The sequence below is a fragment of the Myxococcus sp. SDU36 genome, assembly GCF_030168875.1.
GTDB lineage: Bacteria > Myxococcota > Myxococcia > Myxococcales > Myxococcaceae > Myxococcus > Myxococcus vastator.
In genome coordinates, this window is sequence record NZ_CP077414.1 from 8251180 (window position 1) to 8274234 (window position 23055).

Annotated in this window: 20 protein-coding genes; 12 read left to right on the forward strand and 8 right to left on the reverse strand. The window is 71.1% G+C overall.

From position 1 onward, the window contains the following. Positions 1 to 12 precede the first annotated feature (12 nt). Together KGD87_RS33695 and KGD87_RS33700 are read right to left on the reverse strand one after the other, a co-directional pair. The gene (locus KGD87_RS33695; RefSeq protein WP_284665029.1) at positions 13 to 1140 is read right to left on the reverse strand and encodes a hypothetical protein; all 1128 of its coding nucleotides are present in this window, start codon (positions 1138 to 1140) and stop codon (positions 13 to 15) included. Further along, entirely contained in the window at positions 1140 to 2999 is a 1860-nt protein-coding gene (locus KGD87_RS33700) for an HSP90 family protein (protein WP_284665030.1), read from the reverse strand. The genes KGD87_RS33695 and KGD87_RS33700 overlap by 1 nt, the downstream gene beginning before the upstream one ends. A 151-nt stretch (positions 3000 to 3150) precedes the next feature. Here KGD87_RS33700 and KGD87_RS33705 point away from each other — a divergent pair, with 151 nt between their 5' ends. The 3 genes from KGD87_RS33705 to KGD87_RS33715 all read left to right on the forward strand — a co-directional run bounded on the left by KGD87_RS33705 (position 3151) and on the right by KGD87_RS33715 (position 7739). Continuing rightward, a complete protein-coding gene (locus tag KGD87_RS33705; RefSeq protein WP_284665031.1) occupies positions 3151 to 3993 on the forward strand; it encodes a metal-dependent hydrolase in 843 nt (280 codons plus the stop codon). Between the two features lie 167 nt (positions 3994 to 4160). Further along, a complete protein-coding gene (locus KGD87_RS33710) occupies positions 4161 to 5537 on the forward strand; it encodes an LETM1 domain-containing protein (RefSeq protein WP_284665032.1) in 1377 nt (458 codons plus the stop codon). 21 nt (positions 5538 to 5558) lie between these two features. Then, on the forward strand, positions 5559 to 7739 hold the full coding sequence (locus tag KGD87_RS33715) for an FUSC family protein (protein WP_284665033.1): 2181 nt from the start codon (positions 5559 to 5561) through the stop codon (positions 7737 to 7739). Here KGD87_RS33715 and KGD87_RS33720 read toward each other — a convergent pair. Continuing rightward, a complete protein-coding gene (locus KGD87_RS33720; protein WP_284665034.1) occupies positions 7693 to 9288 on the reverse strand; it encodes a HEAT repeat domain-containing protein in 1596 nt (531 codons plus the stop codon). The two genes, KGD87_RS33715 and KGD87_RS33720, sit on opposite strands and share 47 nt — an antisense overlap. Positions 9289 to 9391: 103 nt before the next feature. Between KGD87_RS33720 and KGD87_RS33725 the strand changes: the two genes are divergently transcribed. From KGD87_RS33725 to rsmB, 4 genes are read left to right on the forward strand one after another with little or no spacing between them, the layout of a single operon-like run. Next, complete coding sequence (locus tag KGD87_RS33725) at positions 9392 to 9973, forward strand: sensor histidine kinase family protein (protein WP_284665035.1); 582 nt, start codon at positions 9392 to 9394, stop codon at positions 9971 to 9973. Between the two features lie 29 nt (positions 9974 to 10002). Then, positions 10003 to 10941, forward strand: a complete 939-nt coding sequence (gene fmt / locus KGD87_RS33730; protein WP_284665036.1) for a methionyl-tRNA formyltransferase — start codon at positions 10003 to 10005, stop codon at positions 10939 to 10941. A 20-nt stretch (positions 10942 to 10961) separates the two neighbouring features. After that, the gene (locus KGD87_RS33735) at positions 10962 to 11885 is read left to right on the forward strand and encodes a type II 3-dehydroquinate dehydratase (RefSeq protein WP_284665037.1); all 924 of its coding nucleotides are present in this window, start codon (positions 10962 to 10964) and stop codon (positions 11883 to 11885) included. Further along, positions 11882 to 13198, forward strand: coding sequence for a 16S rRNA (cytosine(967)-C(5))-methyltransferase RsmB (gene rsmB, locus KGD87_RS33740; protein WP_284665038.1), 1317 nt, complete (start codon positions 11882 to 11884; stop codon positions 13196 to 13198). The genes KGD87_RS33735 and rsmB overlap by 4 nt, the downstream gene beginning before the upstream one ends. A gap of 3 nt (positions 13199 to 13201) precedes the next feature. Here the strand turns inward: rsmB and KGD87_RS33745 are convergent, their stop codons facing one another. Further along, positions 13202 to 14107 carry a LysR family transcriptional regulator gene (locus KGD87_RS33745; protein ID WP_176409296.1) on the reverse strand — a complete coding sequence of 302 codons (906 nt, stop codon included), beginning with the start codon at positions 14105 to 14107 and terminating at the stop codon, positions 13202 to 13204. A gap of 136 nt (positions 14108 to 14243) precedes the next feature. Further along, positions 14244 to 14552: a hypothetical protein gene (locus KGD87_RS33750; protein ID WP_284665039.1), complete on the reverse strand. Its 309-nt coding sequence runs from the start codon at positions 14550 to 14552 to the stop codon at positions 14244 to 14246. Between the two features lie 69 nt (positions 14553 to 14621). On the opposite strand from KGD87_RS33750, the gene KGD87_RS33755 reads away from it, so the two are divergent. Beyond that, positions 14622 to 15719 carry an MJ1255/VC2487 family glycosyltransferase gene (locus KGD87_RS33755; RefSeq protein ID WP_284665040.1) on the forward strand — a complete coding sequence of 366 codons (1098 nt, stop codon included), beginning with the start codon at positions 14622 to 14624 and terminating at the stop codon, positions 15717 to 15719. 3 nt (positions 15720 to 15722) lie between these two features. On the opposite strand, the gene KGD87_RS33760 is transcribed toward KGD87_RS33755, so the two are convergent. Then, the gene (locus KGD87_RS33760; RefSeq protein WP_284665041.1) at positions 15723 to 16769 is read right to left on the reverse strand and encodes an SDR family NAD(P)-dependent oxidoreductase; all 1047 of its coding nucleotides are present in this window, start codon (positions 16767 to 16769) and stop codon (positions 15723 to 15725) included. A gap of 15 nt (positions 16770 to 16784) precedes the next feature. Beyond that, positions 16785 to 17258 (reverse strand): TlpA disulfide reductase family protein, encoded by a 474-nt coding sequence (locus KGD87_RS33765; RefSeq protein WP_284665042.1) that lies wholly within the window; start codon positions 17256 to 17258, stop codon positions 16785 to 16787. A gap of 112 nt (positions 17259 to 17370) precedes the next feature. Between KGD87_RS33765 and KGD87_RS33770 the strand changes: the two genes are divergently transcribed. The 3 genes from KGD87_RS33770 to KGD87_RS33780 all read left to right on the forward strand — a co-directional run bounded on the left by KGD87_RS33770 (position 17371) and on the right by KGD87_RS33780 (position 20886). Next, positions 17371 to 18492, forward strand: a complete 1122-nt coding sequence (locus KGD87_RS33770) for an aminotransferase class I/II-fold pyridoxal phosphate-dependent enzyme (protein WP_284665043.1) — start codon at positions 17371 to 17373, stop codon at positions 18490 to 18492. A gap of 186 nt (positions 18493 to 18678) precedes the next feature. Then, positions 18679 to 19566 carry a hypothetical protein gene (locus KGD87_RS33775; protein WP_284665044.1) on the forward strand — a complete coding sequence of 296 codons (888 nt, stop codon included), beginning with the start codon at positions 18679 to 18681 and terminating at the stop codon, positions 19564 to 19566. Positions 19567 to 19590: 24 nt separating this feature from the next. Beyond that, a complete protein-coding gene (locus KGD87_RS33780) occupies positions 19591 to 20886 on the forward strand; it encodes a choice-of-anchor X domain-containing protein (RefSeq protein WP_284665045.1) in 1296 nt (431 codons plus the stop codon). Positions 20887 to 20891: 5 nt separating this feature from the next. On the opposite strand, the gene KGD87_RS33785 is transcribed toward KGD87_RS33780, so the two are convergent. Then, complete coding sequence (locus KGD87_RS33785; protein WP_284665046.1) at positions 20892 to 22007, reverse strand: hypothetical protein; 1116 nt, start codon at positions 22005 to 22007, stop codon at positions 20892 to 20894. A 304-nt stretch (positions 22008 to 22311) separates the two neighbouring features. On the opposite strand from KGD87_RS33785, the gene KGD87_RS33790 reads away from it, so the two are divergent. Beyond that, positions 22312 to 23055 (forward strand): PP2C family protein-serine/threonine phosphatase, encoded by a 744-nt coding sequence (locus KGD87_RS33790; protein ID WP_284665047.1) that lies wholly within the window; start codon positions 22312 to 22314, stop codon positions 23053 to 23055.

The following is a 23055-nucleotide window of genomic DNA, read 5'->3' on the forward strand; positions in this document are numbered from 1 at the left end:
CGGGGCGTCGCCTCACGGCTTCGCGTCGATGGGGAAGGGACGGACCTCCCCCGCCAGCACCTGGTTGCGCGCCAGGAGCCTGGCGAACCGGTCCGTCCCGTTGCGCGTGTCGAAGCGCTTCGCGATGTCCCGGGCCTGCTCCAACGCCCAGGCGTGCAGGGCCCGGACGTCGTAGCCGCCATCCGCCTGGTGGTTGGGGAACGTCTTGGGCAGCCGCAGGCTCACCACGTCCCTGTCTCCGGCGGCCAGCACCCGCTCCAGCAGGAAGGCGGCGGCGGTGTAGAAGGTGAAGCGGTCCCGGTAGCTCGGGTGGTCCAGCGCCCAGCCCAGGTGCTTCTCCAGCAGCGTCAGCCCGCGCGCCAGGTTGTCCGTCAGGGCGAGGAACTCCATGTGCTCGCCCACGGTGGAGAGGAACTCGCGGTTCTTCGTCACCAGGGCATAGCCGCGGCGGTGGACTTCGCGCGCCTGCTCCAGCTCGCCCAGCTTGAACAGCGGGTAGAGCACCGTGCCCAGCGTCAGGTGGGGAATCTCCGCGCAGGACTTGCGGCCGTCCAGGATGGGCCTGGCCTTGCGCAGCGCCTGCTGCCATTCGCCCTTGTCGACGTGGTGGTCCAGCTCGTCGTCCAGCTCGCACACGCGGCAGTCGGTCAGGTGGTCGCGGCGCGCCTCCAGCCACGCGTTCCACAGCCGCTCCACTTCCTCGGCGGCGTCCCCCATCTCCCGCGCGGCCTGGTAGCGCATCTTCAGCACCGCGCGCACCCCGGAGTCGGTGGCCTTGAAGCACTGCTCCACGTCGTCCAGCGCGTCCACAATCTGCTTGCGGGTGATGTGCGGGAACTCCTTGATGCGCGCCACCACCCACTTCTGCTTCCAGAACATCTCCTCCGGGTCGAAGCGCTTCGGGTCCTTCTTCTGCTGGCCCCGGCACCACGCGAAGGCCACCAGCGCCTTGTCCGGGAAGCCGCCGAACGTTGCCGCGTCGATGAGGGCGTCCCGCATCCGGTAGCCCAGGCCCACGTCCTTGTGCGTGTCCGCCAGGCGCACCGCCTCTTCCAGGAGCCGCACCTTGCCTTCGCCTTCCGCCAGGCCGCCCGCCTGTTCGAAGAGCGACTCCGCCTGCTCGCGCCAGTCACCGCTCATCAGTGCAGCCCCCGGGGACCCGCGCCGCCGCTGCCTTCTTCGCCGCCGCGTCCGCCATCCCCGCCCAGGTGCGCGGAGATGAGGCCCAGCAGGCCCTGGTTCAGCAGCACCATCTCCTGGGCGTTCAAGGGATGGTGTCCCAGGAGCAGGGCTTGCACGTAGAGCATCTCCACCGACAGCTTCAGCATGTCCCGGTCCGCCACCGCCGCCAGCCGCCGCACCACCGGGTTGTGGAGGTTGAAGCACAGCTGCGCCGGCTCGCTGCCCGAGGCCGCCATGACGCTGTCCAGCACGCCGGCGTACAGGTCATCCGACTCCTCGCGGGCCCGCTCGGCGTCGCGCCGGAACGCGCCCTCCGCGTCCGCGCTGTAGAGCGTGGGCACCTCCGCCGGGTAGAACTTCTTCACCACCGCGCCGCAGCGGAACGGCGCCAGCACGCCCTCCGCCATGCGCAGCAGCGGGAAGGTGGCCTCGCGCTCGTCCAGGGTGAGCTCCTCGAAGCTCTGCGGCAGGTCCGCGGAGGAGAAGGGCTCCACCTGCACGTCCGGCACCGCGTGCGGCAGCTTCTCCAGCAGCGACGTGTCGTGCGTGTACGCCGCGTTGATGATGCACAGGCCCTGGGCGCTGGCCACCTGGGCAATCTGCCGGAAGCCGTCCAGCGTGGACGTGTAGCGCACCACCGGGTGCGCGCGCCGGTAGTCCGCCAGCGTCATCATCCCCATCGACGTCTCGAAGGGGAGCCAGTGGATGATGAGGCGGTAGAAGTCGTCGTCATCCAGCGCCAGCGCCTTCACGCTCAGCCCGTGCAGGGCAATCAGCCGCTGGAGCGCGCGCGGGTCCTCGCGCGCCAGCTCCATCAGGTAGCCGCGCAGGGACTGCCCCAGGGACTCGCGCGCCGCGGCGAGCGCTTCGTCCTCGTAGAAGGACTCCCGGCTGGCGGTGGGCCGCAGCGCGTTGGCGTTCACCACGCACTTCACGAAGAAGGCCCAGTCCGGCAGCAGGTTCTCCGCGCTCTCCGACAGCAGCATGTGCTTGAGGTACACGCGGTGCTTCTGCCGCGAGTTGAAGTGCGGCGACGCGGGCAGCACGTAGGCCACCCCGTCCACGTCTCCGGCGGTGGAGCGCAGCGGGATGCAGTCGACGAAGTCCGTGTCGAACAGCTCGCGCCCGTAGGCGAGCAGCGCCTTGCGCCGCTCCGACGCGCTGTCGTATTCGCGGCGCCAGGGGACGCCGGAGGTGTCCAGCCGCTCGGTGCCCTGGTCCGTGGTGAGGTGGACAGGGAAGGGCAGCAGGCCGCCGTAGTGGCTGGCGAGGTTTCGCAGCCGCTGGGCGGTGAACCACTGCACCATGTCCGGGCGGGCCACCAGGAACACCTGGGTGCCGGGCTGGGCGAGCGGGTGCTCGGAGGGCCGCACGGCATACGTGCCGTCGTGCCGGCCCCGCCACTCCAGCGTGCGCCCGTCGCCGCGCGCGGAGCGCGTCACCACCAGCAGCTCGTCACACACCATGAAGCAGGACAGCAGGCCGATGCCGAACTGGCCGATGAAGTCGTTGCGGCGGGCCTCCAGGGCCTCGCGCTTGGAGGACTCACCGATGGTGGCCAGGAAGCGGTGGATTTCGTCCTCGGTCAGCCCCACGCCGTCGTCGGAGAAGAGCAGGGTGGGCGGGCTGCCGTCCTGCTTCTCCATCAGCTCCAGCCGGACAGTGCCCGCGTGGCCGGGCTCCAGGAGCTGGCGGGCGCGGATGGCGTCGGTCGCGTTCTGGAGCAGCTCGCGTACGTAGACGCCCGGGGAGCTGTACAGGTGGTGAGACAGGAGGTCGATGACCCCGCGGAGGCTGACTTGAAATCGGTGGTCCACGTGCCGCCGACGTTAGCGCACGCCCCCCGTCGTATCGACAGCCGAATCGAGCTTGAGACGCGGCGCGTACTTGGGCATCCATGGCGGGCCCTTGAATGGCCGCCCGGTCGGTGTCAGGTGGCGGCGGGTCTTCACCTCGCGACAGGAGTGGATGGATATGCGGACGAAGCTCATGGCAGTGGTGGCGGGCGCGGCACTGGCCTTCAGCGGAACGGCGGCGGCGCAGGGCACTCCGGCGCCCGCCAAGGTCGGGGCCACCCAGAAGGCCCCGGTGGCGGCCACCCGCGGCAAGACGGAGGTGACGTGGTGGGGGCACGCGGCCTTCGTGATTCGCAGCCCGGGCGGCGCGGTGATTGCCATCGACCCCTGGCTCACCAACCCCAAGGCCCCACAGGGCGCCGCGCAGCCGGAGGCGCTGGACGCCATCCTCCTCACCCACGGCCACTTCGACCATGTGGGCGAGGCCAAGGCGCTGGCCGAGAAGACGGGCGCCAAGGTTTTCGGCTCCTTCGAGCTCATCAACCTGCTGGGGCTTCCGGAGGCCCAGGCGGTGGGCGCCAACGCGGGCGGCACCTTCCAGGTGAAGGACGTCACGCTCCACCTGGTGGAAGCGGTCCACTCCAGCAGCTACGCGGCGGACCCGAAGTCGCCAGCGCAGTACGCGGGCGCGCCCCTGGGCTACGTGCTGAAAATCGACAAGGGCCCCACGCTATACCACGCGGGTGACACCGGCCCCTTCGAGGGCATGTCGCTCATCGCCACCCAGTTCAAGCCCACCGTGGCCCTGCTCCCCATTGGCGGCCACTTCACCATGGGCCCCGCGGAGGCGGCCCAGGCGGTGCGGCTCTTGAAGGTCAAGAGCGTGATTCCCATGCACTACGGCACCTTCCCCCTGCTCCAGGGCACCCCGGACGCGCTGACCGGCGAGCTGAAGAAGCTGCGCGGCACGGCCAAGGTGGTGGCCCCGGAGCCCGGCGCCACGACCGCGCTGTAGGGCATCGGGAGCAGATGGTTGGGCCCGGTAGAAGTGGCGGTTCTATCCCCGCTGACTTCCGGGCCTTGACCCTGTCCCGTGGCCGAGTGGCAACCGGGAGGCCCCTGGGTTACATCCCGCTCCTTTCGCGGCGCGAGGGTTTCTTCCAGCGGCCCAGGGGTGTTCCGGTGTTGGACTTCACCAAGGCGGGGTGGCTCCTGCCACTCTTGACGGAGACGGTCGCCTTCGAAGCGGGCGCGCTGGCTCCGTCCGCGCCGCCGCTGGGCTCCGGACGTGCCCGCGCCCGCGCGTACCTGCGCCGGACGCTGCGCGCCAGTGGCCTGCTATACGGCACGCCCGCGGACGCGCCCGCCGCTGCGGACGTGGCGCAGCCCACCGAGCTCCAGACGCGTGTGCTGGAGGACCAGCTCTTCCACGCGGTGGTGCGGACCCTGGCGCTGATGGCGCTGGAGCTGGGCCGGCTCGTGGGGGCCCCGACGGCCGTCCGCACCGAGCAGCTCCTGGTCCTGTTCGCGGTGCTCACCGGAGAGCTGGAGCTGGCGGAGACTGTGGACGCGGTGATTGCCTCGGGGCGTCCGGTGTCCCGGCGGCTGGCGGCGAAGGTGGAGGCGTCGCTGGGGACGCGCTCGCCCGTGCTGGCGGGGGACCCGGTGTACGGGCTGGTGCTGCACAATGGCGCGCAGTACGCGGACGCGCAGTTGTTCTGTCGGCAGGCCATTGACTACTTCTCTCGCGGCACGCTGCACCGCGAGCGGGCGCGGCGGCGGATGGATTTCGCGGCGCGGCAGAAGGCGCTGCTGGTGGACGTGCTGACGGGGCTGGCGTGTGTGGACCGGGTGCCGGGGCTGCCCGCGCGCCGCGCCATCCTGCGGCAGGTGGAGTCCCTGCGGCTGCCGGCGGCGATGACGTCCGAGCTCAAGGCCGCGGTGAAGCAGTCCTTCGCGCGGCGCCGCCCGGTGCGGGACGTGGTGCGCCAGGTGCGCAGCGTGGACGTGCGCCACTTCCTGCTGGAGCAGACGTTGCTGGCGGCGCTGGTGGACGGCCGCAAGACGCGGCGCGAGCGCGTCTTCATCCGCGAGCTGGCGGAGGCGCTCCACGTCCCGGATGCGGAGCTGCACCGGCTGGAGCTGGAGATGGCGGAGTTCTATGCCCGCCACCGCGCCATCGTGGACGTCTTCACCGTGTCGGACGCCGCGGGCGCCATGGGCGACGACCTGGTGGCCGGCATCCAGGAGACGCTGGAGAGGAACTTCTACCGGCTGATGCAGGAGGTCCGCGAGACAGGCGACCTGGCGGTGCTGCTGACGAAGGCCGCCCGGCGTCAGGCGCTCACGGGCGACGAGCGTCGGCGCATGCGCGCGCAGCTCATCGACGTGGCCAAGGCGATTCCCGCGCTGGCCATCTTCGCGGCGCCCGGCGGCATCCTGCTGCTCGCGGCGCTGGCGAAGGTGCTGCCCTTCAGTCTGCTGCCCAGCGCCTTCCAGGAGGCCACACCCGTCGAGGAGGACTTCGAGGACGTGGGCCCGGAGCGCGAGGCCGGCTGACGCGCGGCACCTTCACCCGCGATGAGTCCGCTTCGTCATCACCTCCAGGCGTTCCTCCGGGTGGAGCCGGGCCGTCCGGCGTATGGCGCGGGGCTGCGCGCCGCGCTCGCGGTGGGCGGCCCCATGGCCGTCGCGGCCCTGCTGCACCTCCCCGCCGCCACGTGGGTCGGTTTGGCCGCCCTCTTCGTCGCGCTGGTGGACCGGGGCGGGCCCTACCGGGACCGCGCGCTCACCATGGGGGCCATGACGCTCCTGGGCGCGGGGGTGGGCCTGGTCGCGGCGCTGCACCTGCCCGCGTGGGCCGCCGTCATCGTCACGCTGCTCTGGGTGACGGCGTGTGGCTTCGCCCGCTCGTATGGGGACACGCCCGGGCTGCTAGGCGTGGTGCTCGCCAACTACTTCGTGGTGTCGCTCGCGCTCCCTGCCAGGGACGTGGCTGACGCCTTGCTGCGCTCCGGCTTGTTCCTGGTGGGCGGCGCGTGGGCCATGTTCCTCGCGTTGATGCTGTGGCCGCTGGTGCCCTACAGGCCCGCGCGCCTGGCCATCGCGCGGTGTTTCGACGCGCTGGCGGACCACGCGGAAGAGGTGGGGCGCTGGCCGCTCGAAGGGGGGCCGCCCGCCGCCGCGGGCGTCCTGCCGGTGGTGGCGCCCTGGCAGGCCCGCATGCGTCAGCTCATCGAACAGGCGCGCACCGTGCTGGCCTCCACGCGCATGGGCCGGGCGGGGGAGAGCGGCCGGGGCGAACACCTGCTGGTGCTGGTCGAAGGCGTGGACTCGATGATGGTGACGCTCATCGCGCTGACGGAGATGCTGGAGGTGGCGCCCGCCGAGCCGCGCTATCACCCGCTCCGCGCGGAGGTGCGGCGCGCGCTGGCGGCGCTGGCCGCGGACCTGCGCCGCGTCACGTTGGCCCTGGAGAAGGGGACGGCGGTGGACCCCCAGCCGGTGTGGGACGCCGAGCGGGTGAAGCGGGCCCTGGAGGCGCTGGAGACGGCGGGTGAGGTGCCCGAGCCGGTGCGCGCCGGCTATCAGTACGTGTACGCGCTGCTGGACCGCCTGCGGGACTATGCCCACGCGACGGTGGAGGTGGCGGCGCGACTGGAGGGCAGCGCGCCCGTGCCAGACGCCCTGGCGCTACCCGTGAGAAGGGCGGAGCCGGCGCCGCGGCAGGCCCTCCTGGAGCCGCTGCGGGAGAACCTCAATGTCCGCTCCGTCATCTTCCGCCACGCGCTGCGGCTGGGCGTCGCGGCCGCGCTGGCCACCGCGCTCGTCTGGGCGCTGGGGCTCAATCACGGCTACTGGGTCATCATCACCGTCACCGTCGTCCTGCAGCCCTACGCGGGCCTCACGTTCCAGCGGAGCCTGCAGCGAATCGCGGGCACGCTGCTGGGCGCGGCGCTGGCCGCGGGGCTGGTGGCGTTGGTGCGGGAGCCGGCCATCATCCTGCTGGCCATCGTGGTGCTGTTCGCGGTGGCGATGAGCGTCCAGCCGCTCAGCCTGTCCGCGTTCCAGGTGCTGCTGACGCCGGCCCTGGTGCTGCTCGCGGAGCTCCAGTCGGGCGACTGGGAGCTGGCCGGGGTGCGCATCATCAACACGCTGCTCGGCGGACTGATTGCGCTGACGGTGACGCGGCTGTTGTGGCCCAGCCCGGAGCACCTGCGCCTGCCGGAGCAGGTGGCCTTCGCGCTGCGCGCGGACCGCGACTACCTGAAGTCGGTGGCCGCCGCGCACTCGGACGCGGAGCCCGCGGTGCGCGAGGCCCGGCGGAAGATGGGCCTGGCGTTGCTGGCGGCGGAGGCGTCCTTCCAGCGGCTGCTGGGAGAGTGGCGCGGACCCGCCAGGGACCTGGAGCCGTTGATGGCGCTGCTCGTCTATGCGCGGCGCTTCACGTCGGCGGTGACGACGCTGGCGGCCAGCCGCGCGGACCCGGCGTCCCCCCGGGAGCTCTCCGAGGTGGTGCGCTTCGCCGGGGGCGTGCTGGACGAGCTGGCGACGGCCATGGAGCAGCAACGCCGGCCCGCGCCCATGCCCGCCACGGCTCCGGCGGGTGGGGTGGATGCGCTGTCGCGCGCGCACGTGGAGCGGCTCGTGCGGCAGCTCACCGTGCTGCACTCCGCGGCGGAGCGCGTCCCGCCGCTGCGGCTCAAGGAGGGCGTCAGGTCCGGTCCAGCGTCGCCACCAGCCGCCGCAGGTCCTCGTTGACGTTGACGAGCCGGGTGTTGCCCTGCTCGTCCGCGAGCTGCTTGCGCAGCGTGGGCAGGGCGGCCTCGCGCAGCTTCTTCGCGGCGTCCTTCGAGCCTTCCACCAGCCAGCCCACCGCGAGGACGAGCGCGAGCCGGGCCTCGGTGTCGCGCTCTCCCAGCCGCGAGGCCAGCGCGCCCGCGTGCTCGGCCGCGCCCGAGCGGCCGACCTCCAGCGCCGCGCGCTCCAACATCCGCGGCTCCGCCTTCTCCATGCGTTGCACCCAGCAGCCCGCGTTGCCCGCGCACGCCTGCGCGGCCTCCAGCAGCTTGGACTGGCCCGAAATCTGGTCCGCGCGCCGCTTGCCCAGCGCGGCCGCGTCGTCGCAGCCGTCATCCTCCGCCTGCTTGCAGTCCGCCGCCGTCCGCGCCGGCTCGGCCGCGGCCAGCTTCTGCAGCACGGGCAGCTCGCGCGCGTCGCCCAGCATGGCGATGCCCTTCACCGCCGACTCCCGCGCGTACCAGTCGCCGGTGCCCGCGGCCTTCTCCAGCGCGGGCAGCGCATCGCGTCCGCCCAGGCGCACCAGGGCGCTCACGTAGGCATCCCTCACGGTGGCGTCCGTCTCCGACACGAGCCCGGCCAGCGGCGTCACCGCCTCCTGCGCGCGCATGCGCGCCAGCGCGTCCGCGGCCTGCATCCGCACCAGCGCCTGCACCTGCGGGTCCGCGTGGGTGAAGGCCAGCTGCTTCATCAGCGCGGCCACCGCGCGCTTCTCCCGCAGGTCTCCCAGCACCGTCGCCGCCTTCATCGCGTAGCTGGCGGGGTTGACGCCGTTCGACCGAGCCCACTTCAGCAGCTCCTTGTCCTGGCCCTCCAGCGCCGGCAGCAGCGCGTCCGCCGCGGGCGCGCCCAACTGGTACAGCGCGAAGGAGCTCTCCACGTAGAAGGACTTGCCCTTGCGCTCCTTGGTCAGCATCCGCACCAGCGCGGGCGCCGCGCGGCCGTCACCGATGTCCCCCAGGGCTTCAATGGCCTTCTTGTTGAGGAAGGGCTCCACGGTGTCGTCCGTGGCCAGGGTGATGAGCGACTCCACCGCTTCCTTCGCCTTCAAGTCGCCCAGCACCTGCACCGCCTCGATGCGCGTGTAGTTGTCCTTCGCGCGCAGCAGCGGCACCAGCGCGGGGATGGCGCGCCGGTCACCAATGGCCCCCAGCGTCGCGACAATGGCCTTGTTCGCCAGGTGCGCGGGCATGTCGCTGGCCGCCGGGTCCAGGGCCTTCGTCAGCGGCTCCACCGACGAGGCATGCTTCAAGTCTCCCAACGCGCGGGCCAGCGCGGCGCGCACCTCCGGCTTGCGCTCCGTGTCGAGCTGTCCGTGGAGCATGGGCAGGAAGCGCTCGTCCATCTTCCCGGACGAACGCATGGCCTCCACCATGCGGATGCGGTCCTCCGCCCGGCGGCTCTGCTGAATGCCTGATTCCCAGTACTCCGGGGTCGCCGGGTCCCCCTTGCACCCAGCCAACACCAGGAAAGAGAGCGCAACACACAACGCGGTGAGAGAGCGGGTCATGCGGTCTCCATTGCGTCTGCGAGGTTGTCCTGTCTTCCGTGTAGACCTCACGCGAGGAAGGAAGCAAACCGCCCCCGGCACCTGGGGTACGCTGGTCAACGACATGTCCGATGGGAATCAAAAGACGGTGCGCCCGAGCCACGTCCGCCGGACGTACATCCTGGACCGGCCCTTCCAGCTCAAATACATCCTGCTGCTGGCGGGGATTGGCGCCGGCAGCATCCTCGTGTTCGGGCTGTTGGCGCACCGCGTCCACGTGTCGTCCATGGCCCAGGGGCTGGACGGCGGGCAGACGCTGCTGTGGCTGACGGCGGTGGGCACGCTGGGCACGGCGGTGGCGATGGGCCTCTTCGGCCTCGTCTTCACCCATCGGGTGGCGGGCCCCGTCCACGTCATGAGTCTGTACGTGGCGTCGCTGGCGGCGGGCCGCTATCCCCGGATGCGACCGCTGCGGCGCGGGGACGAGCTCAAGCAGTTCTTCGACCGCTTCACTGAAGCGGTGACGCGCATCCGGGAGCGTGAGGCGGATGAGGCCTACGCGCTGGAGACCGTGCTGGAAGCCCTGCGGCCGGTGGCCACCACGCCCGAGGCCCTGGAGGCGCTGGGCACCCTGAGCGCCCTGCACACACGCAAGCGTCAGGCGGTGGACACTCCCACCGGGAGCACCTTCAAGTCCGTGGCCTGAGTCGCCCGGCGCAGGAGAAGCGCGACACCATGAGCAGACCCCGCATCGTTTTCATGGGCACCCCCGAGTTCGCGGTGTCCTCACTGGCCGCCTGCTTCGAACTGGGAGACGTGGTGGCCGTCGTCACCCAGCCCGACAAGCCGAAGGGCCGCGGCAACACGGTGACGGCGCCGCCGGTGAAGGAGCTGGCCCTGTCGCGCGGCGTCCCCGTGCTCCAGCCCGCCAAGCTGCGCACGCCGCCCTTCGCGGAGGAGCTGCGCCAGTACGCGCCCGACGTCTGCGTGGTGACGGCCTATGGCCGCATCCTCCCCAAGGACTTGCTGGCGCTGCCCACCCACGGCTGCGTCAACGTGCACGGCTCGCTGCTGCCGCGCTTCCGGGGCGCCGCGCCCATCCAGTGGGCCATTGCCCATGGCGACACGGAGACGGGCGTGTCGCTGATGGTGATGGATGAAGGCCTGGACACCGGTCCGGTGCTGGCGATGAAGCGCCTGGCCATCGCCCCGGACGAGACGAGCGCCTCGCTGTACCCGAAGCTGGCCTCGCTGGGCGGTGAGGTGCTGCGCGAGTTCCTGCCGGCCTACCTGAGCGGGGAGCTGAAGCCGGTGCCGCAGCCTTCCGAGGGCATGGTGCTGGCCCCCATCATCGAGAAGGACCAGGGCCGGTTGGACTTCACGAAGCCCGCGATGGAGCTGGAGCGGCGCCTGCGGGCCTTCACGCCGTGGCCCGGGGCCTTCACCACGCTGGGCGGAAAGCTGCTGAAGGTCCACCGCGCGCAGGCCAGGGGTGGTAGTGGGGCTCCCGGCACGGTGCTGGCGTCCGGCCCGGACGGCATCGAGGTGGCATGCGGCGAGGGCTCGCTGGTGCTGCTGGACCTCCAGCCGGAAGGCAAGCGGGTGATGCGCGCCGCGGACTTCCTGCAGGGGCACAAGCTGGCGCCGGGCAGCCAGCCCTTCGTCGCGGGCTGACGGGAGAATGGGTGATGGCCATGAGACTGCTGGTACTGCACGGACCCAACCTGAACCTGCTGGGCGTGCGGGATGGCTCGTCCGGGGAGCGGCTGGAAGACCTGGACGCGGCGATGCACGCGCGGGCGGAGGCGCTGGGGCAGGAGCTGACGGTGGTGCAGTCCAACCACGAAGGCGACCTGCTGGACACGCTCGGCGCGGAGCTGGAGGAGGTGGACGGCATCATCATCAACCCGGCCGGGCTGTTCGGCTCCTACTGCCTCAAGGAGGGGCTGGAGGCCGCCGGGCTGCCCGCCATCGAGGTGCTGCTCAAGCCCCCGGCCCGCGAATCCGTGGTGGGTGAGGCCTGCGTGCTTCAGATTCACGGCGGGCCCGGCTTCGAGCCCTACCTGCAGGCCCTGGAGACCTTTGGCAGCGGCGTCTTCACGACGGAGAAGCCGGAGTCGAAGAAGCCCCTGGGAAAGAAGAAGGGGAGCCCCACCAAGGGCGCGAAAGTGACGCCCATCACCGTGCTCAAGCGCGCCGCGCGCAAGGACGGCTCGTCGGAGACGGCGAAGTCCCTGGCCCGCGCGGTGAAGACGGCGGGGCCCACGAAGACGCTGGGTCGCAAGCTGGCGCCCGTGGAGGACCTGCGCGCGGCCCGTCAGGCCAAGACGCTGGGGCGCGGCGGCGGCAAGGGGCTCACCCCCGCGGCGGACCTGCTCACGCGCGCGCTGGTGCGTCAGAAGATTTCAGACCGGCTTTCGGGAAGGCTCTCCGCCACGGAGCTGGCCGCCTGGGCGCGTTCCCAGTATCAGGCGGTGCAGCGTGGCGCTCCGGCGGAGCATGGCCACCGTGCGCTGCTGGAGGAGAGCCTCCAGAGCCTCACCCTCTCCAACCTGCCCGCGACGCGGCTCTCGGATGAGCAGCTCGTGGACCTCTTGACCCGGCTCGACGAAGGATGAACGCCCGCGCACTCGCCATCCAGGTCCTCTCGCGTGTCCGCGCGACGGACGCCTACCTCAACCTCGTGCTGGACACGCAGCTGTCCGAATCACCGCCGAAGGACCCGCGCGACGCGGCGCTCGTCACCGAGCTGACCTACGGCGCCACCCGGCGGCAGCTCGCGCTGGACTACGCGATTACCCGCTTCGCCGACCGCAAGCTGGACGCGCTGGAGGACAAGGTGCTGGCGGCCTTGCGCATCGGCGCCTACCAGATATTCCACACCCGCGTGCCCGCGCGCGCCGCGGTGGCGGAGACGGTGCAGGCCCTGAAGGAAGTGGGGCTGTCGCGCGCGGCGGGCTTCACCAACGCCATCCTCCGCAAGCTGGCGGCCCTGCCCGCGCCGCCGCTGCCCTCCGCGTCCGACGTGGCGCTGCACCTGTCCGTGCGGGAGAGCCATCCCCAGTGGCTGGTGGAGCGTTGGCTGCGCCAGTTCGGCCGCGAGCGCGCCGAGGCCATGCTGGTGGCCGACAACCAGTCCCCCGCGGTGGTGGTGCGCGCCAACACCGCGAAGGTGACGCGCGACGCGCTGCTCGCCCAGCTCCAGGAGATGGGCGTGGAGGCGAAGGCCACCACGATATCGCCGGTGGGCATCACCTTGCCGTCCGTGGGCCGCGTGGAGGACGTGTACGGCTACGCGGAGGGGCTGTGGCAGGTGCAGGACGAGGCCGCGCAGCTCGTGGGCGTCTACGGCGCGATTCCGGAGACGGCGCGCGTGCTGGACGCGTGCGCCGCGCCGGGCGGCAAGTCCTGCCACCAGGCGCAGTCACACGACGTGGTGGCGGTGGACCTCCACGCGCACAAGCTGCGGAAGATTGAAGCGGAGGCCCGGCGCCTGGGCGTGCAGCCGCGCCTGACGGCCTACGCGCACGACGCCGCGGAGCCCTTCCCGGAGGCGTGGGGGGAGTTCCACGCGGTCCTGGTGGACGCGCCGTGTTCGGGGCTGGGCACGCTGCGCCGCCACCCGGAGCTGCGCTACCGCCGCAAGGAGGAGGACATCTCCCGGCTGGCCACGCTCCAGCGGCGCATCCTGGAGAACTGCCAGGAGGCGGTGCCGCCCGGGGGCCTGCTGGTGTACGCGGTGTGCACCATGGAGCCGCAGGAGGGGCAGGACCAGGTGGAGATGTTCCTGCGCAGCCACCCGGAGTGGACGGCCGAGCCGCCCGTGCTGCCCGGCCTCAAGCTGCCGCTGTCCCAGGCGTACCTGCGCACGCTGCCGGGCGTGGAGGGCTTCGACGGGTTCTTCGCCGCGCGCCTCCGGAAGCTCTACTGACGCTCAGTCGTCGTCGGCGTGCGGCAGGTTGGCGGCGGCCTTGAACGCCTCCAACACCGCGGCGGACGCGCGGTCCAGGTACTTGCCCTTGCGGATGAGCAGGCCAATGGGGCGCGACACCGGCCCCTCCGCGAAGGGCTTGGCCACCAGGGAGCCGCCCTTCACCTCGCCCAGGGCCGTGGCCATGGGGAGGATGGCCACGCCCAGGCCCATCTCCACCGCCCGCTTGATGGTCTCCACGTTGTCCATCTCCATCACCGGGGTGATGTCGATGTTCTTCTCGCGGAAGAGCCGATCCAACGCCTTGCGCGTGGGCGCCTCGCGGTCGAACGCGATGAAGGGCACGCCCGTCAGCGCGGTGAGGCTCACCTTCTGCTTCGTGGCGAAGGGGTGACCGGGGGCACACACGACGGCCAGCTTGTCGTCGCGGAAGGAGAGGATGTCCACGCCGGCGCGGGGCTGCGGATAGGCGACGATGCCAATCTCCGCCGCGCCCAGAATCACGTCGTCGTACACCTGGTCGTTGCGCCGGTAGTTCAGGCGCATGTTCACCTTGGGGTGCGACTTGAGCAGCTGCTTCTGCACGGCGTTCAGCTCGTGCAGCCCCACCGAATAGATGGTGGAGACCGTGGTGGTGCCCGCCACCTCGGTGGCCTGCTCGCGAATCTCCTGCTCCACCTCGGAGAAGCGGGCGAGGATTTCCTTGCACCCACGGAACAGCCGCTCCCCGGCCGGCGTCGGCGTCACCTGCCGCGCGCTGCGCGACAGCAGCTTCTGCTCGTACCGATTCTCCAGCGCGCGAATCTGCTGGCTCACCGCCGATTGCGTGACGTGGTTGAGCTGCGCGGCGCGGGAGAACGAGCCTGTCTCGACCACGTCGCAAAACATCTTCAAGGATTCGAGCTGCATAAGGCCGTCTCCTACCCCCAAACCCAATGATTAGGCCAGAGTTAATTAGAATGTCTTTCCTTCGCCGGCAAACTACCTAACCCGCCAGGGCTCCCACCGGCCGCTCATCGGACGACAGGGGGATTGCGCGGGGGGCTCAGGAGGCCTCTGGCCCCTCGGGCGGGGTGGGGGGACGCGGGCGGAGCAGGACGAAGAGGGAGGCGGCGAGCGCGGTGAGGGCGCCTCCGGCGAGCAGCTGCGTGCGCCCGACCTCCCGGGTGGCGTCCGTCAGCAGCTGGCATTCGGCGCTGGTGAGGCCCGCGCAGCCCGGGGCGGAGAAGCTGTTGCTCAGGCCCACGGCGAGCAGGCCCAGGCCGCCCAGGAGGAAGCCGCCCAGCAGGCCCGTCGCCGCGGAGCGGCCCAGGGACGGCCGCTGGGGGGAAGGGGGCTCCGGAGGGGAGGGCATGCGGGCAGCTATAGCCGCGAGGGTGGGGCGGGCTCAACGGGGGCGTGGCGGGCGCGTATGCTGCCGGGCATGCGAATCCTCTACGGTGTCGTCGGCGAAGGCATGGGCCATGCGACGCGCTCCCGCGTCCTCCTCGAGGAGCTGACGAAGGAGCACGAGGTCCACATCGTCGTCTCCGGCCGGGCCCAGGACTACCTGGCCAAACGCTTCCAGAACGTGCACGGCATCTGGGGGCTGACGCTCGCGTACGAGGGCAACTCGGTGAAGAAGTGGCAGACGGTGCTGCAGAACCTCACGGGCGCCGTGAAGGGCTGGCCGCAGAACATCCGCCAGTACTTCGAACTGGTGGACGACTTCCGCCCGGACGTGGTGGTGAGCGACTTCGAGTCGTTCAGCTACATGTTCGCCCGCAACCACCGGCTGCCCGTCATCAGCGTGGACAACATGCAGGTCATCAACCGGTGCAAGCACGAGCCGGCGCTGCTGGCGGGCCACGAGGACAGCTACGAGACGTCGCGCGCCATCGTGAAGGCGAAGCTGCCGGGGGCCTTCCACTACCTCGTCACGACGTTCTTCTACCCGGAGCTCCGCAAGCGGCGCACCACGCTGGCCCCGTCGATTCTGCGCCCCGAAATCCTGGAGGCGAAGTCCGAGCCCGGCGAGCACCTGCTCGTGTACCAGACGTCGACGACGAACACGGCGCTGCCGGACATCCTCAAGGCCGCGGGCATCCCCTGCCGCGTGTACGGGCTGCGCCGCGACCTCACCGAGGACCTGGTGGATGGCAACCTCACGTACCGGCCCTTCAGTGAGCAGGGCTTCATCGATGACTTGCGCACCGCGCGCGGCGTGGTGGCCAGCGGCGGCTACACGCTGATGAGCGAGGCGGTGTACCTGCGCAAGCCCGTGCTCAGCGTGCCGCTGGTGGGCCAGTTCGAGCAGGTCATCAACGCGCTGTACCTGGAGCAGCTCGGGTACGGCATGTACGTGAAGGCGCTGACGGTGGACGCGGTGAAGGAGTTCCTGACGCGCGTGCCCCGCTGCCAGCAGGCGCTCCAGGGCTACGAGCAGGACGGCAACACGCGGATGCTGGCCGCCCTGCGCGAGCAACTGGCCCTGGCCTACGAGCACCGCGGCCACTGGGCCATGGAGCTGGCGCGGGACTGAGGCTCAGTGCAGCGGCACCCCGGTCTCGTTGTTGCGCTCGGCCGCGCGCCGCGTCAGCTCGGTGAGCCAGGACTGGGTCAGCGGCGTCTCGCTCTGGTTGCCGGTGTAGCGGTCCTGGCTGCTGTCCTGGGGCATGAAGCGGTTGGCCCAGGCGGTGAGGGCGGCCGTCAGGTTGGGCGCCAGCGCGCGGCCCACGGCGGCCAGCTTCGCCGGTGCGCCCAGCACCGCCTCGGCGTCGCCCCGCCGACACGCGTCCAGAATCGCGCGCGCGGACTGCTCGGCGCTCATCGAGGCGATGGGCAGTGAGTCCCCGGTGGCGAACCACGCGTACTCCGCCTCGTGGTTGCCCTTGAAGTAGGCGTTGCGCGGGCTGCCCGTGCGCATCAGTCCCGGGCACACCGTGGTGACGAGGATGCCGTCCTGGCGCAGCTCCGCGCGAAGGCCGTCCGACAGGCCCACCAGCGCGAACTTGCTGGCCGAATACGGCACCAGGTGGGGGATGCTCACCTTGCCGCCCACGGAGGCGATGTTGACGATGCGCCCCTTCCCCCGCCGCTTCATCTCCGGCAGCACGGCCAGCGTGGTGTACAGCGCCGCCCACAGGTGCGTGTCCATGGCCTCCTCGAAGTCCTCCAGCGTCATGGACTCCAGCGGCCCCACCTGGATGACGCCGGCGTTGTTGATGAGCACGTCCACGGTGCCCCAGCGCCCGTGGATGGCGGAGACCATGGCCTCCACCTGCACGGGGTCTCTCACGTCGCAGGGGATGGCGTAGACGTCGCCGCCGGCGCGCTCCAGCTCCTCGCGGGCCCGCGCCAGCGTCTGCTCGTCCCGGCCGCAGATGGCCACCCGGGCTTCTTCCTTCACGAGCTGACGCGCCAGCACCAGCCCCAGGCCGCGCGAGCCGCCGGTGATGAGGACGGTGCAGTCCTTGAACTGGATGCGGGAGCGGAGGATGCGGCGCAGACCCAGCGCCGCGCCGATGCTGGCCGCGGCCATGGTGCCGAGCGAGAAACGGGACGAGTCAGAATCCTTGCGGCGAGCTGGCATGGTGGGCTCCTGGAGTCAGGGGGCGGGAGAGGGGGCCGCGGCGCTGGCCTGGACGAAGCGCTCCAGCACCTGCCGCGCGTGGTGGGACGCGTTCCGGCCGGAGAAGTGGTGGCGCAGCCGGCCGGAGTCCGCGTCGAACACCAGCCACGCGGGCGTGTCCGTCACGTCATAGGCCCGCGCCATGGAGCCGTCGTCCACGGCGATGGAGTGGTAGAGCCCGTGCTTTCGCGCGAAGGCCTCCACCGCGTTGGTGTCTCGCAGCTCCCTGTCGGAGTGGGTGACGTCCACGCTGATGACCTTCAGCCCGCGCGAACCGTGCTCCGCGAGGGTGCGCTTCACCGCGTCGATGTCCTCGTCAACGCCGCGCTGCCTGACGGTGAAGAAGTGGAGGAGGACGGGGAGCTCATCCAGCTCCGAGACATGGACGGGCATGTTGATCCACCCACCATCCGGGTCCAGCAGGGTGATGGGAATGTCGAGCGTGGGCATGGGGGCTCCAACGAGGCCTGGGTTCGGAGAAGACGCGACTCAAGCTAGGCACGCGTGGCCGCCTCCGGGCGGCGCTGGACGGCAGGCCGCGAAGCAGGCAGACACTCACGGCATGCGCATCCCCGACTTCAAGCTGGAGCGGTACTTCGCGCGCTGGGAGTTCGCGGCGCCGTACCTGCTGTGTTCCTCGGACATCGAGGGCTGGCGGATGGGCGACTTGCTGGCGCTCGCCGGCCCGGACGAGCGGGCCCGCTGGGAGGGGCTGACGCTGGGCTACACCGAGTCCACCGGCCTGCCCGCGCTGCGCGAGGCGCTTGCCGCGCTGTACCCGGGGCTCTCTGCGGAGCAGGTGCTCACCTTCGCTGGCGCGGAGGAGGCGCTCTTCGTCCTGGTCAACGTGTTGCTGGGCCCCGGGGACCACGCCGTCGTCACCTGGCCGGGCTACCAGTCCCTGCACGAGGTGGCGCGCGCCACCGGCGCGGACGTGACGCTGCTGCGCCTGCGCGAGGAGGACGGCTGGGCGTTGGATTTGGATGCGCTGCGCCGCGCGCTGACGCCCCAGACGCGGCTGCTGGTGGTGAACTTCCCCCACAACCCCACGGGCGCGTCGTTGGACCGGGCCACCTTCGACGCGCTGTGCGAGCTGTCGCGCGAGCGTGGCATCCACCTGCTGTCCGACGAGGTGTACCGGCTGCTGGAGTACGACCCACGGGACACGCTGCCGCCCGCGGCCAGCCACACGCCGCACGGCATCAGCCTGGGGGTGATGTCCAAGGCCTTTGGACTTGCGGGGCTGCGCGTGGGGTGGCTGGCCTGCCGTGACGTGGCGCTCTTGCGGCGCTGCGCGGCCTACAAGGACTACACCACCATCTGCAACAGCGCGCCCAGCGAGGTGCTGTCACTCATCGCGCTGCGCGCGCAGGCGCGGGTGCTGGCGCGCAGCCGGGCGCTGCTCGCGGCGAACCTCACCCTGTTGGATGGCTTCTTCGCGCGGCACCCGGACACCTTCCAGTGGGTGCGCCCGCGCGCGGGCAGCGTGGCGTTTCCCAAGTTGCTTCGCGAGACGCCCGTGGCCCGCTTCACCGAGGACTTGCGCGAGCGCGAAGGCGTGCTGCTGCTGCCCGGGGACGTCTACGACTTCCCCGGCAACCACTTCCGCCTGGGCCTGGGCCGAACGAACCTGCCCGACGCCCTGGAACGACTGGAGCGCTACGTGGTCGACACATCGCGTTGACGCGGCCGCCTCGAGTGTCACCTACCTGCGGGAATCCACGGGGAGTGATGCGTTGCGTTAGTTCTCGCGCGCACTTCTAGATTTCCGTGACCTCGACCTTTTACACACCGCGCCTCTACAGTACGCCCCGCCGCCTGGTCCCCCGCCGGGTGGGCACCCCCCTACGCAGCGCTGGAGGCGCTCAACATGAAGAATCTCATCGGTACGGTCATTGTCGCCGCGACGATGCTGGCGGGCACGGAGGCAGCCGCGGCCAACTACACGCTGTGGATTCATGGCCGCAACGGCGGCACGACGCAGGCCGGCAACTACAACGACTTCAGCTATTGGGGTTCGGCGAGCGTCGCGGCGGGCGTGAACAAGAAGGCCGTCAACTGGGACGGCCGTGAGCGCATCGGCTCGCAGAACTACCGCATCCGCGACGCGCTGGACTGCTTCTGCACTGGCGGCAACTGGTGCTACGTCGCCGCGCACAGCGCGGGGAACCTCCAGATTGGCTACGCGCTGTCCATGTACGGCGGCTCGGTGCGTCAGGTGAAGAACGCGTCGCCCAACGCCAGCGGCGTGTGTGGCAACGCCAGCGGCGGCGCGACGCAGACGGGCTGGAACATCCGCTGGGTGAACGTCGCCTCGGGCGCGGGTGGCGGCAGCGAGCTGGCCGACATCGGCGAGTGGGCGGTGAGCGAGCCGTTGGTGAGTGACTTGCGCACCACCACCGCGCGCTCCATGTACAACCACAACACCACGCGCAACGTGTGGTTCTACATGTTCGCGGGCGCCAAGGGCACGCTGTACTCCTTCGTGCTCCCGGGCCAGGACGATGAGGCGGTGGCGTACCACTCGACGGGCGGCGTGTCGGGCAGCGCGGGCAGCTCGCAGTGCAACGGCGGCGACTGGTTCTGCGGCGCCACCCTGAACCTGGGCACTGCCGCGAGCAGCGACGGGCGCGCGAAGTGGAGCTTCCACACGCTGGAGCTGCGCGATGACCGGGAGGCGTACAACCACTACGCCGGAGGCAACTGGGGTGGCATCATCGCTCCGGTTCGCCAGGACGTGGTCACCTACGCGTACTGAGCCCCCTCCACCGCAAGAAGCGACATGACTCCGACTGGCACCGTCTCCGTTCCCGCGTCCCGCATGCGCCGCGCCCTGTGGGCCGTTCCCCTCATCCCGCTGGTGCTGGGGGGCATGGGGTGGTGGTGGATGGAGGCAGGTGCCAGCTCGGAGCCCTCCGGCGAGGACGGCGCATGGGAGGCGTCCTCGCCGCCCGCGATGCCCGGCCCCGCGCCGCGGAAGTCGGGAGGCGGCATGGGCGGCAGGCCGGCGGGGAGTGTGCCGGGCGTGGCCGTGCAGGAGCCGGCTCGCGGGCCGGAGGAAGCGGAGCGGGACGCGCGGCGCCAGTTGTGGGAGCAGCGGCTGGCGCGCGCGAAGCAGACGCTGGAGTCGTACATGAAGGCGACGCGCTATCCGCCGGAGTCGCGTCCCGCCAGTGAGCACCCGGACCAGATGGAGATGGCGGAGCCGGAGCGCACGCGCCCGCTGAACAAGGACGGCTCCGACATCCAGCTCCGGCTGAAGCAGGACCGCGTCTTCGTCGTCGGCGACGAGGTGGTGCACTTCTTCGTTGGCTGCGAGGACGCGCACCGCATGCCCAGGCCCTGCCAGGTGGTGTCCGCCTCCGCGCACGAGGCCGAGCACATGCCCGGCGCGGGGGGCATGCCGGCGGTCCCTCTCCCCTTCTCCGACGACGGCGCCGCGGGCGACGCGCTCTCCGGAGACGGCACCTTCACCGGACGCTTCCAGCCGTCGAAGCAGGGGTTCCCCCTCTATTCAGGCACGCTGCGCGTGGACGTGCAGGTGCGCTCGGGGGGCGCGGAGGGCACCGCGTTCTTCGACATCATGTACACGCCGTCGCCTCCGGCGCTCTTCACCGGCCGGGTGCGGGAGGTGCTGGAGCAAGGCTCGCTTCAGCTCTACCTGGGGATTCAGGTCCAGAAGGCCGGACGGTACGTGGTGGCGGGGCGCGTGGATGACGAGAGCGGCATGCCCTTCGCGCACGTGTCCTTCAACGAGGAGCTGAAGCCCGGAGAGCAGGAGGTGAAGCTCACCATCGCCGGCAACCTGGTGCTGGACGAAGTGCCCACCTTCCCCCTGAAGCTGCGCGACGTGGAGGGCTTCCTCCTCAAGGAGCGGGGGGACCCGGACCGGGAGCTGATGACGAGCTTGCGCGGGTACGTACACACCACGAATGACTATCCCGCAGCGTCCTTCTCCACCGCGGAGTGGCAGAGCGAGGAGCGGCGGCGCTATCTGGACGAGCTGAACCGGGACGTCATCGATGCGCAGACGCACCTCGACGCCATCGACATGGAAGAAGCGCCGCCCAGGCCGTGAGTGGCTCAGTCGCGCGGGTTCTCGGGCGCGGGCGCCTCGGTGGCGCCGGGGTTCGCCTCGGGCCGTAGCTCCGGCTCCAACGCCTCGGCGACCCCTTCCACACCCTGTGCGGCGAAGGTGGCGGCCACCGGCGCGCTGGCCGCCACGGCGGCATCGTCCAGGGACGGCTCCTCTGGCGGCAGCAGGCTCAAGTCATTCGGGTCCGCGAGGAACTCGTCCGGGCCCGCGGGGCTGATGGCCGGGTCCAGCGCCTGCCGCACGGCGAACTGCTGCCCGTAGGTGGCCGCGTAGGCGTTGCCCAGCGCGTAGCCCGCGGGCGCATCATCCACGCGCGCGTCACCGGCCGCGGCTGTCGCCAGGTCGAGGGGAACGGCGTTGATGCCCGCGGCCGCGGTCGCGAAGTTCACCGGCGCGCCGGCGCGAGCGGCCGGGAGCGCGGACTGCTGGGACTCCGTGGCGCCGGAGCTGACCGCTGAAGCGTCATCGGCGCCAGCCGTGAAGAGGGCGTCTTCCGCGGCGTGCAGTCGCGGGGCCTCCTCGAAGATGTCCTCGAGTCCCAGCTCCAGCGGCGGCTCCAGGTCGGCCGCGGCGCCGGGGCCATTCAGCATGAACAGCACGTCCTCCGCTTCCATGGGCGTGGGCGCGGTGGAGGTGTCCCGGTTCTGCAGCTCCCACGCGGCGGCTTCCGGCGAGAGCAGGTCGCTGCCCATGTCCTGGGTGGTGGCACCTCGGAAGGAAGGCCGGTGTGCCGCGCCACTCACGGACTCACGGGGCGCGCCGAGCGCGGTGGGGAGCTGCGAGCCCAGCAGCTGCGAATACCGCGGCGGGGACGCTTCGAAGGAGCTCTCGCCAGCGAACACGCGCAGGTGCTCGGGCGCCTCCGCGTCCATCGCGGCCACGTCCACCTCCGCCAGCCTCGGCGCGTGCGCGGCGAGCGACGTGTCCAGGTCATCCACCTCCGCCTGGAACTCGCTCTCGTCGGCATAGCCACGCCGCACCGCGGGAACCGGCTGCAGCGGCTCGCGGGGCGTGAGCGGCGACACCGACTCCACATTCGTGTCGAGCCGGGCGCGGGAGATGGCGCTGGAGATGCTCGCGGTGATGCGGCGGATGGACGACATCAAGGGCTCCCTGCGGCGCACACTCCGGGCCGCATCGGAATTGTCGCCTCATCACCGGAGAAGTTGCCAGGGAACGGGCCCGGGGGCCGGACGGAGGTGTGGGGTCGCGACCCCACGCTTTGGGGGCTGTTGACGGGTGGAGGGCACTTGCAGCGTCTGCCAGTGGACGGGTGAGGGGTGGTTGTCAGGGGCCCGTGGCACTCCCTTCCCAGGAATCCCCAGAACCGGAGTATCCGTTCCATGCGTCCGTCGGGGGAAGGGCGCTGGCCTCCCACTTGCTGGTGGAAGGCCCGAGGAGGCAGTCATGAGAATGGACAGCGCGGGACAGACCCACATCGGTCGACGGTTGCACAACGAGGATGCGTTCTGCGTCGCGCCGGAGCTGGGGCTGTTCGTCGTGGCGGATGGGCTGGGCGGACAAGAGGGGGGCGAAGTCGCCAGCCGGTGTGTCGTGGACACCTTCGTGGGCTTTGGCCTGCGCCTGGGACAGGACCGGGATTCGACGTGGCCCGCGGAGCCGGACCCGCGCCGCAGCCGTGAAGAGAACCTGCTGGCGGCGTGCTCGGCGCTGGCGCAGCGCAACCTCCAGGCGCAGCGCGTGGGCCGGCTGCGGGAGATGGCGTCCACCGTGGTGGCGTTGGCGGTGAGCGAGCACGGCGCGGCCGTGGCGCACGTGGGCGACAGCCGCCTGTACCGGCTGCGTGCCGGCAAGCTGGAGCCGCTCACGCGCGACCACTCGCTCATCGAGGAGCTGCGGGACGCGGGCATGGAGCCGCCGAAAGGCTCGGGCAACCTGCGTCACCTCATCACCCGCGCGCTGGGCACGGAGAACGCGGAGCCCACCGTGCAGCGGCTGCAGGCGGCGCCGGGCGACGTGTTCCTGCTGTGCTCGGACGGGCTCTACGAGCCGCTGGGGACGGAGGGCTTGATGAAGCGCCTGACGATGTCCTCCGCGCGTGAGGTCTGCGACGCGCTGGTCGCGGACGCCTACGAGGCGGGCGGCAAGGACAACATCACCGCGGTGGTGCTGCGCGTCGCGGAGGCGTGA

Coding starts and splice junctions, on each gene's coding strand:
- KGD87_RS33695 (WP_284665029.1), bottom strand. CDS start 1,140: ATGAGCGGTGACTGGCGCGAGCAGGCGGAGTCGCTCTTCGAACAGGCG.
- fmt (WP_284665036.1), top strand. CDS start 10,003: ATGAGCAGACCCCGCATCGTTTTCATGGGCACCCCCGAGTTCGCGGTG.
- KGD87_RS33725 (WP_284665035.1), top strand. CDS start 9,392: ATGTCCGATGGGAATCAAAAGACGGTGCGCCCGAGCCACGTCCGCCGG.
- KGD87_RS33715 (WP_284665033.1), top strand. CDS start 5,559: ATGAGTCCGCTTCGTCATCACCTCCAGGCGTTCCTCCGGGTGGAGCCG.
- KGD87_RS33760 (WP_284665041.1), bottom strand. CDS start 16,769: ATGCCAGCTCGCCGCAAGGATTCTGACTCGTCCCGTTTCTCGCTCGGC.
- KGD87_RS33790 (WP_284665047.1), top strand. CDS start 22,312: ATGAGAATGGACAGCGCGGGACAGACCCACATCGGTCGACGGTTGCAC.
- KGD87_RS33755 (WP_284665040.1), top strand. CDS start 14,622: ATGCGAATCCTCTACGGTGTCGTCGGCGAAGGCATGGGCCATGCGACG.
- KGD87_RS33785 (WP_284665046.1), bottom strand. CDS start 22,007: ATGTCGTCCATCCGCCGCATCACCGCGAGCATCTCCAGCGCCATCTCC.
- KGD87_RS33765 (WP_284665042.1), bottom strand. CDS start 17,258: ATGCCCACGCTCGACATTCCCATCACCCTGCTGGACCCGGATGGTGGG.
- rsmB (WP_284665038.1), top strand. CDS start 11,882: ATGAACGCCCGCGCACTCGCCATCCAGGTCCTCTCGCGTGTCCGCGCG.
- KGD87_RS33735 (WP_284665037.1), top strand. CDS start 10,962: ATGAGACTGCTGGTACTGCACGGACCCAACCTGAACCTGCTGGGCGTG.
- KGD87_RS33745 (WP_176409296.1), bottom strand. CDS start 14,107: ATGCAGCTCGAATCCTTGAAGATGTTTTGCGACGTGGTCGAGACAGGC.
- KGD87_RS33775 (WP_284665044.1), top strand. CDS start 18,679: ATGAAGAATCTCATCGGTACGGTCATTGTCGCCGCGACGATGCTGGCG.
- KGD87_RS33720 (WP_284665034.1), bottom strand. CDS start 9,288: ATGACCCGCTCTCTCACCGCGTTGTGTGTTGCGCTCTCTTTCCTGGTG.
- KGD87_RS33705 (WP_284665031.1), top strand. CDS start 3,151: ATGGATATGCGGACGAAGCTCATGGCAGTGGTGGCGGGCGCGGCACTG.
- KGD87_RS33780 (WP_284665045.1), top strand. CDS start 19,591: ATGACTCCGACTGGCACCGTCTCCGTTCCCGCGTCCCGCATGCGCCGC.
- KGD87_RS33770 (WP_284665043.1), top strand. CDS start 17,371: ATGCGCATCCCCGACTTCAAGCTGGAGCGGTACTTCGCGCGCTGGGAG.
- KGD87_RS33750 (WP_284665039.1), bottom strand. CDS start 14,552: ATGCCCTCCCCTCCGGAGCCCCCTTCCCCCCAGCGGCCGTCCCTGGGC.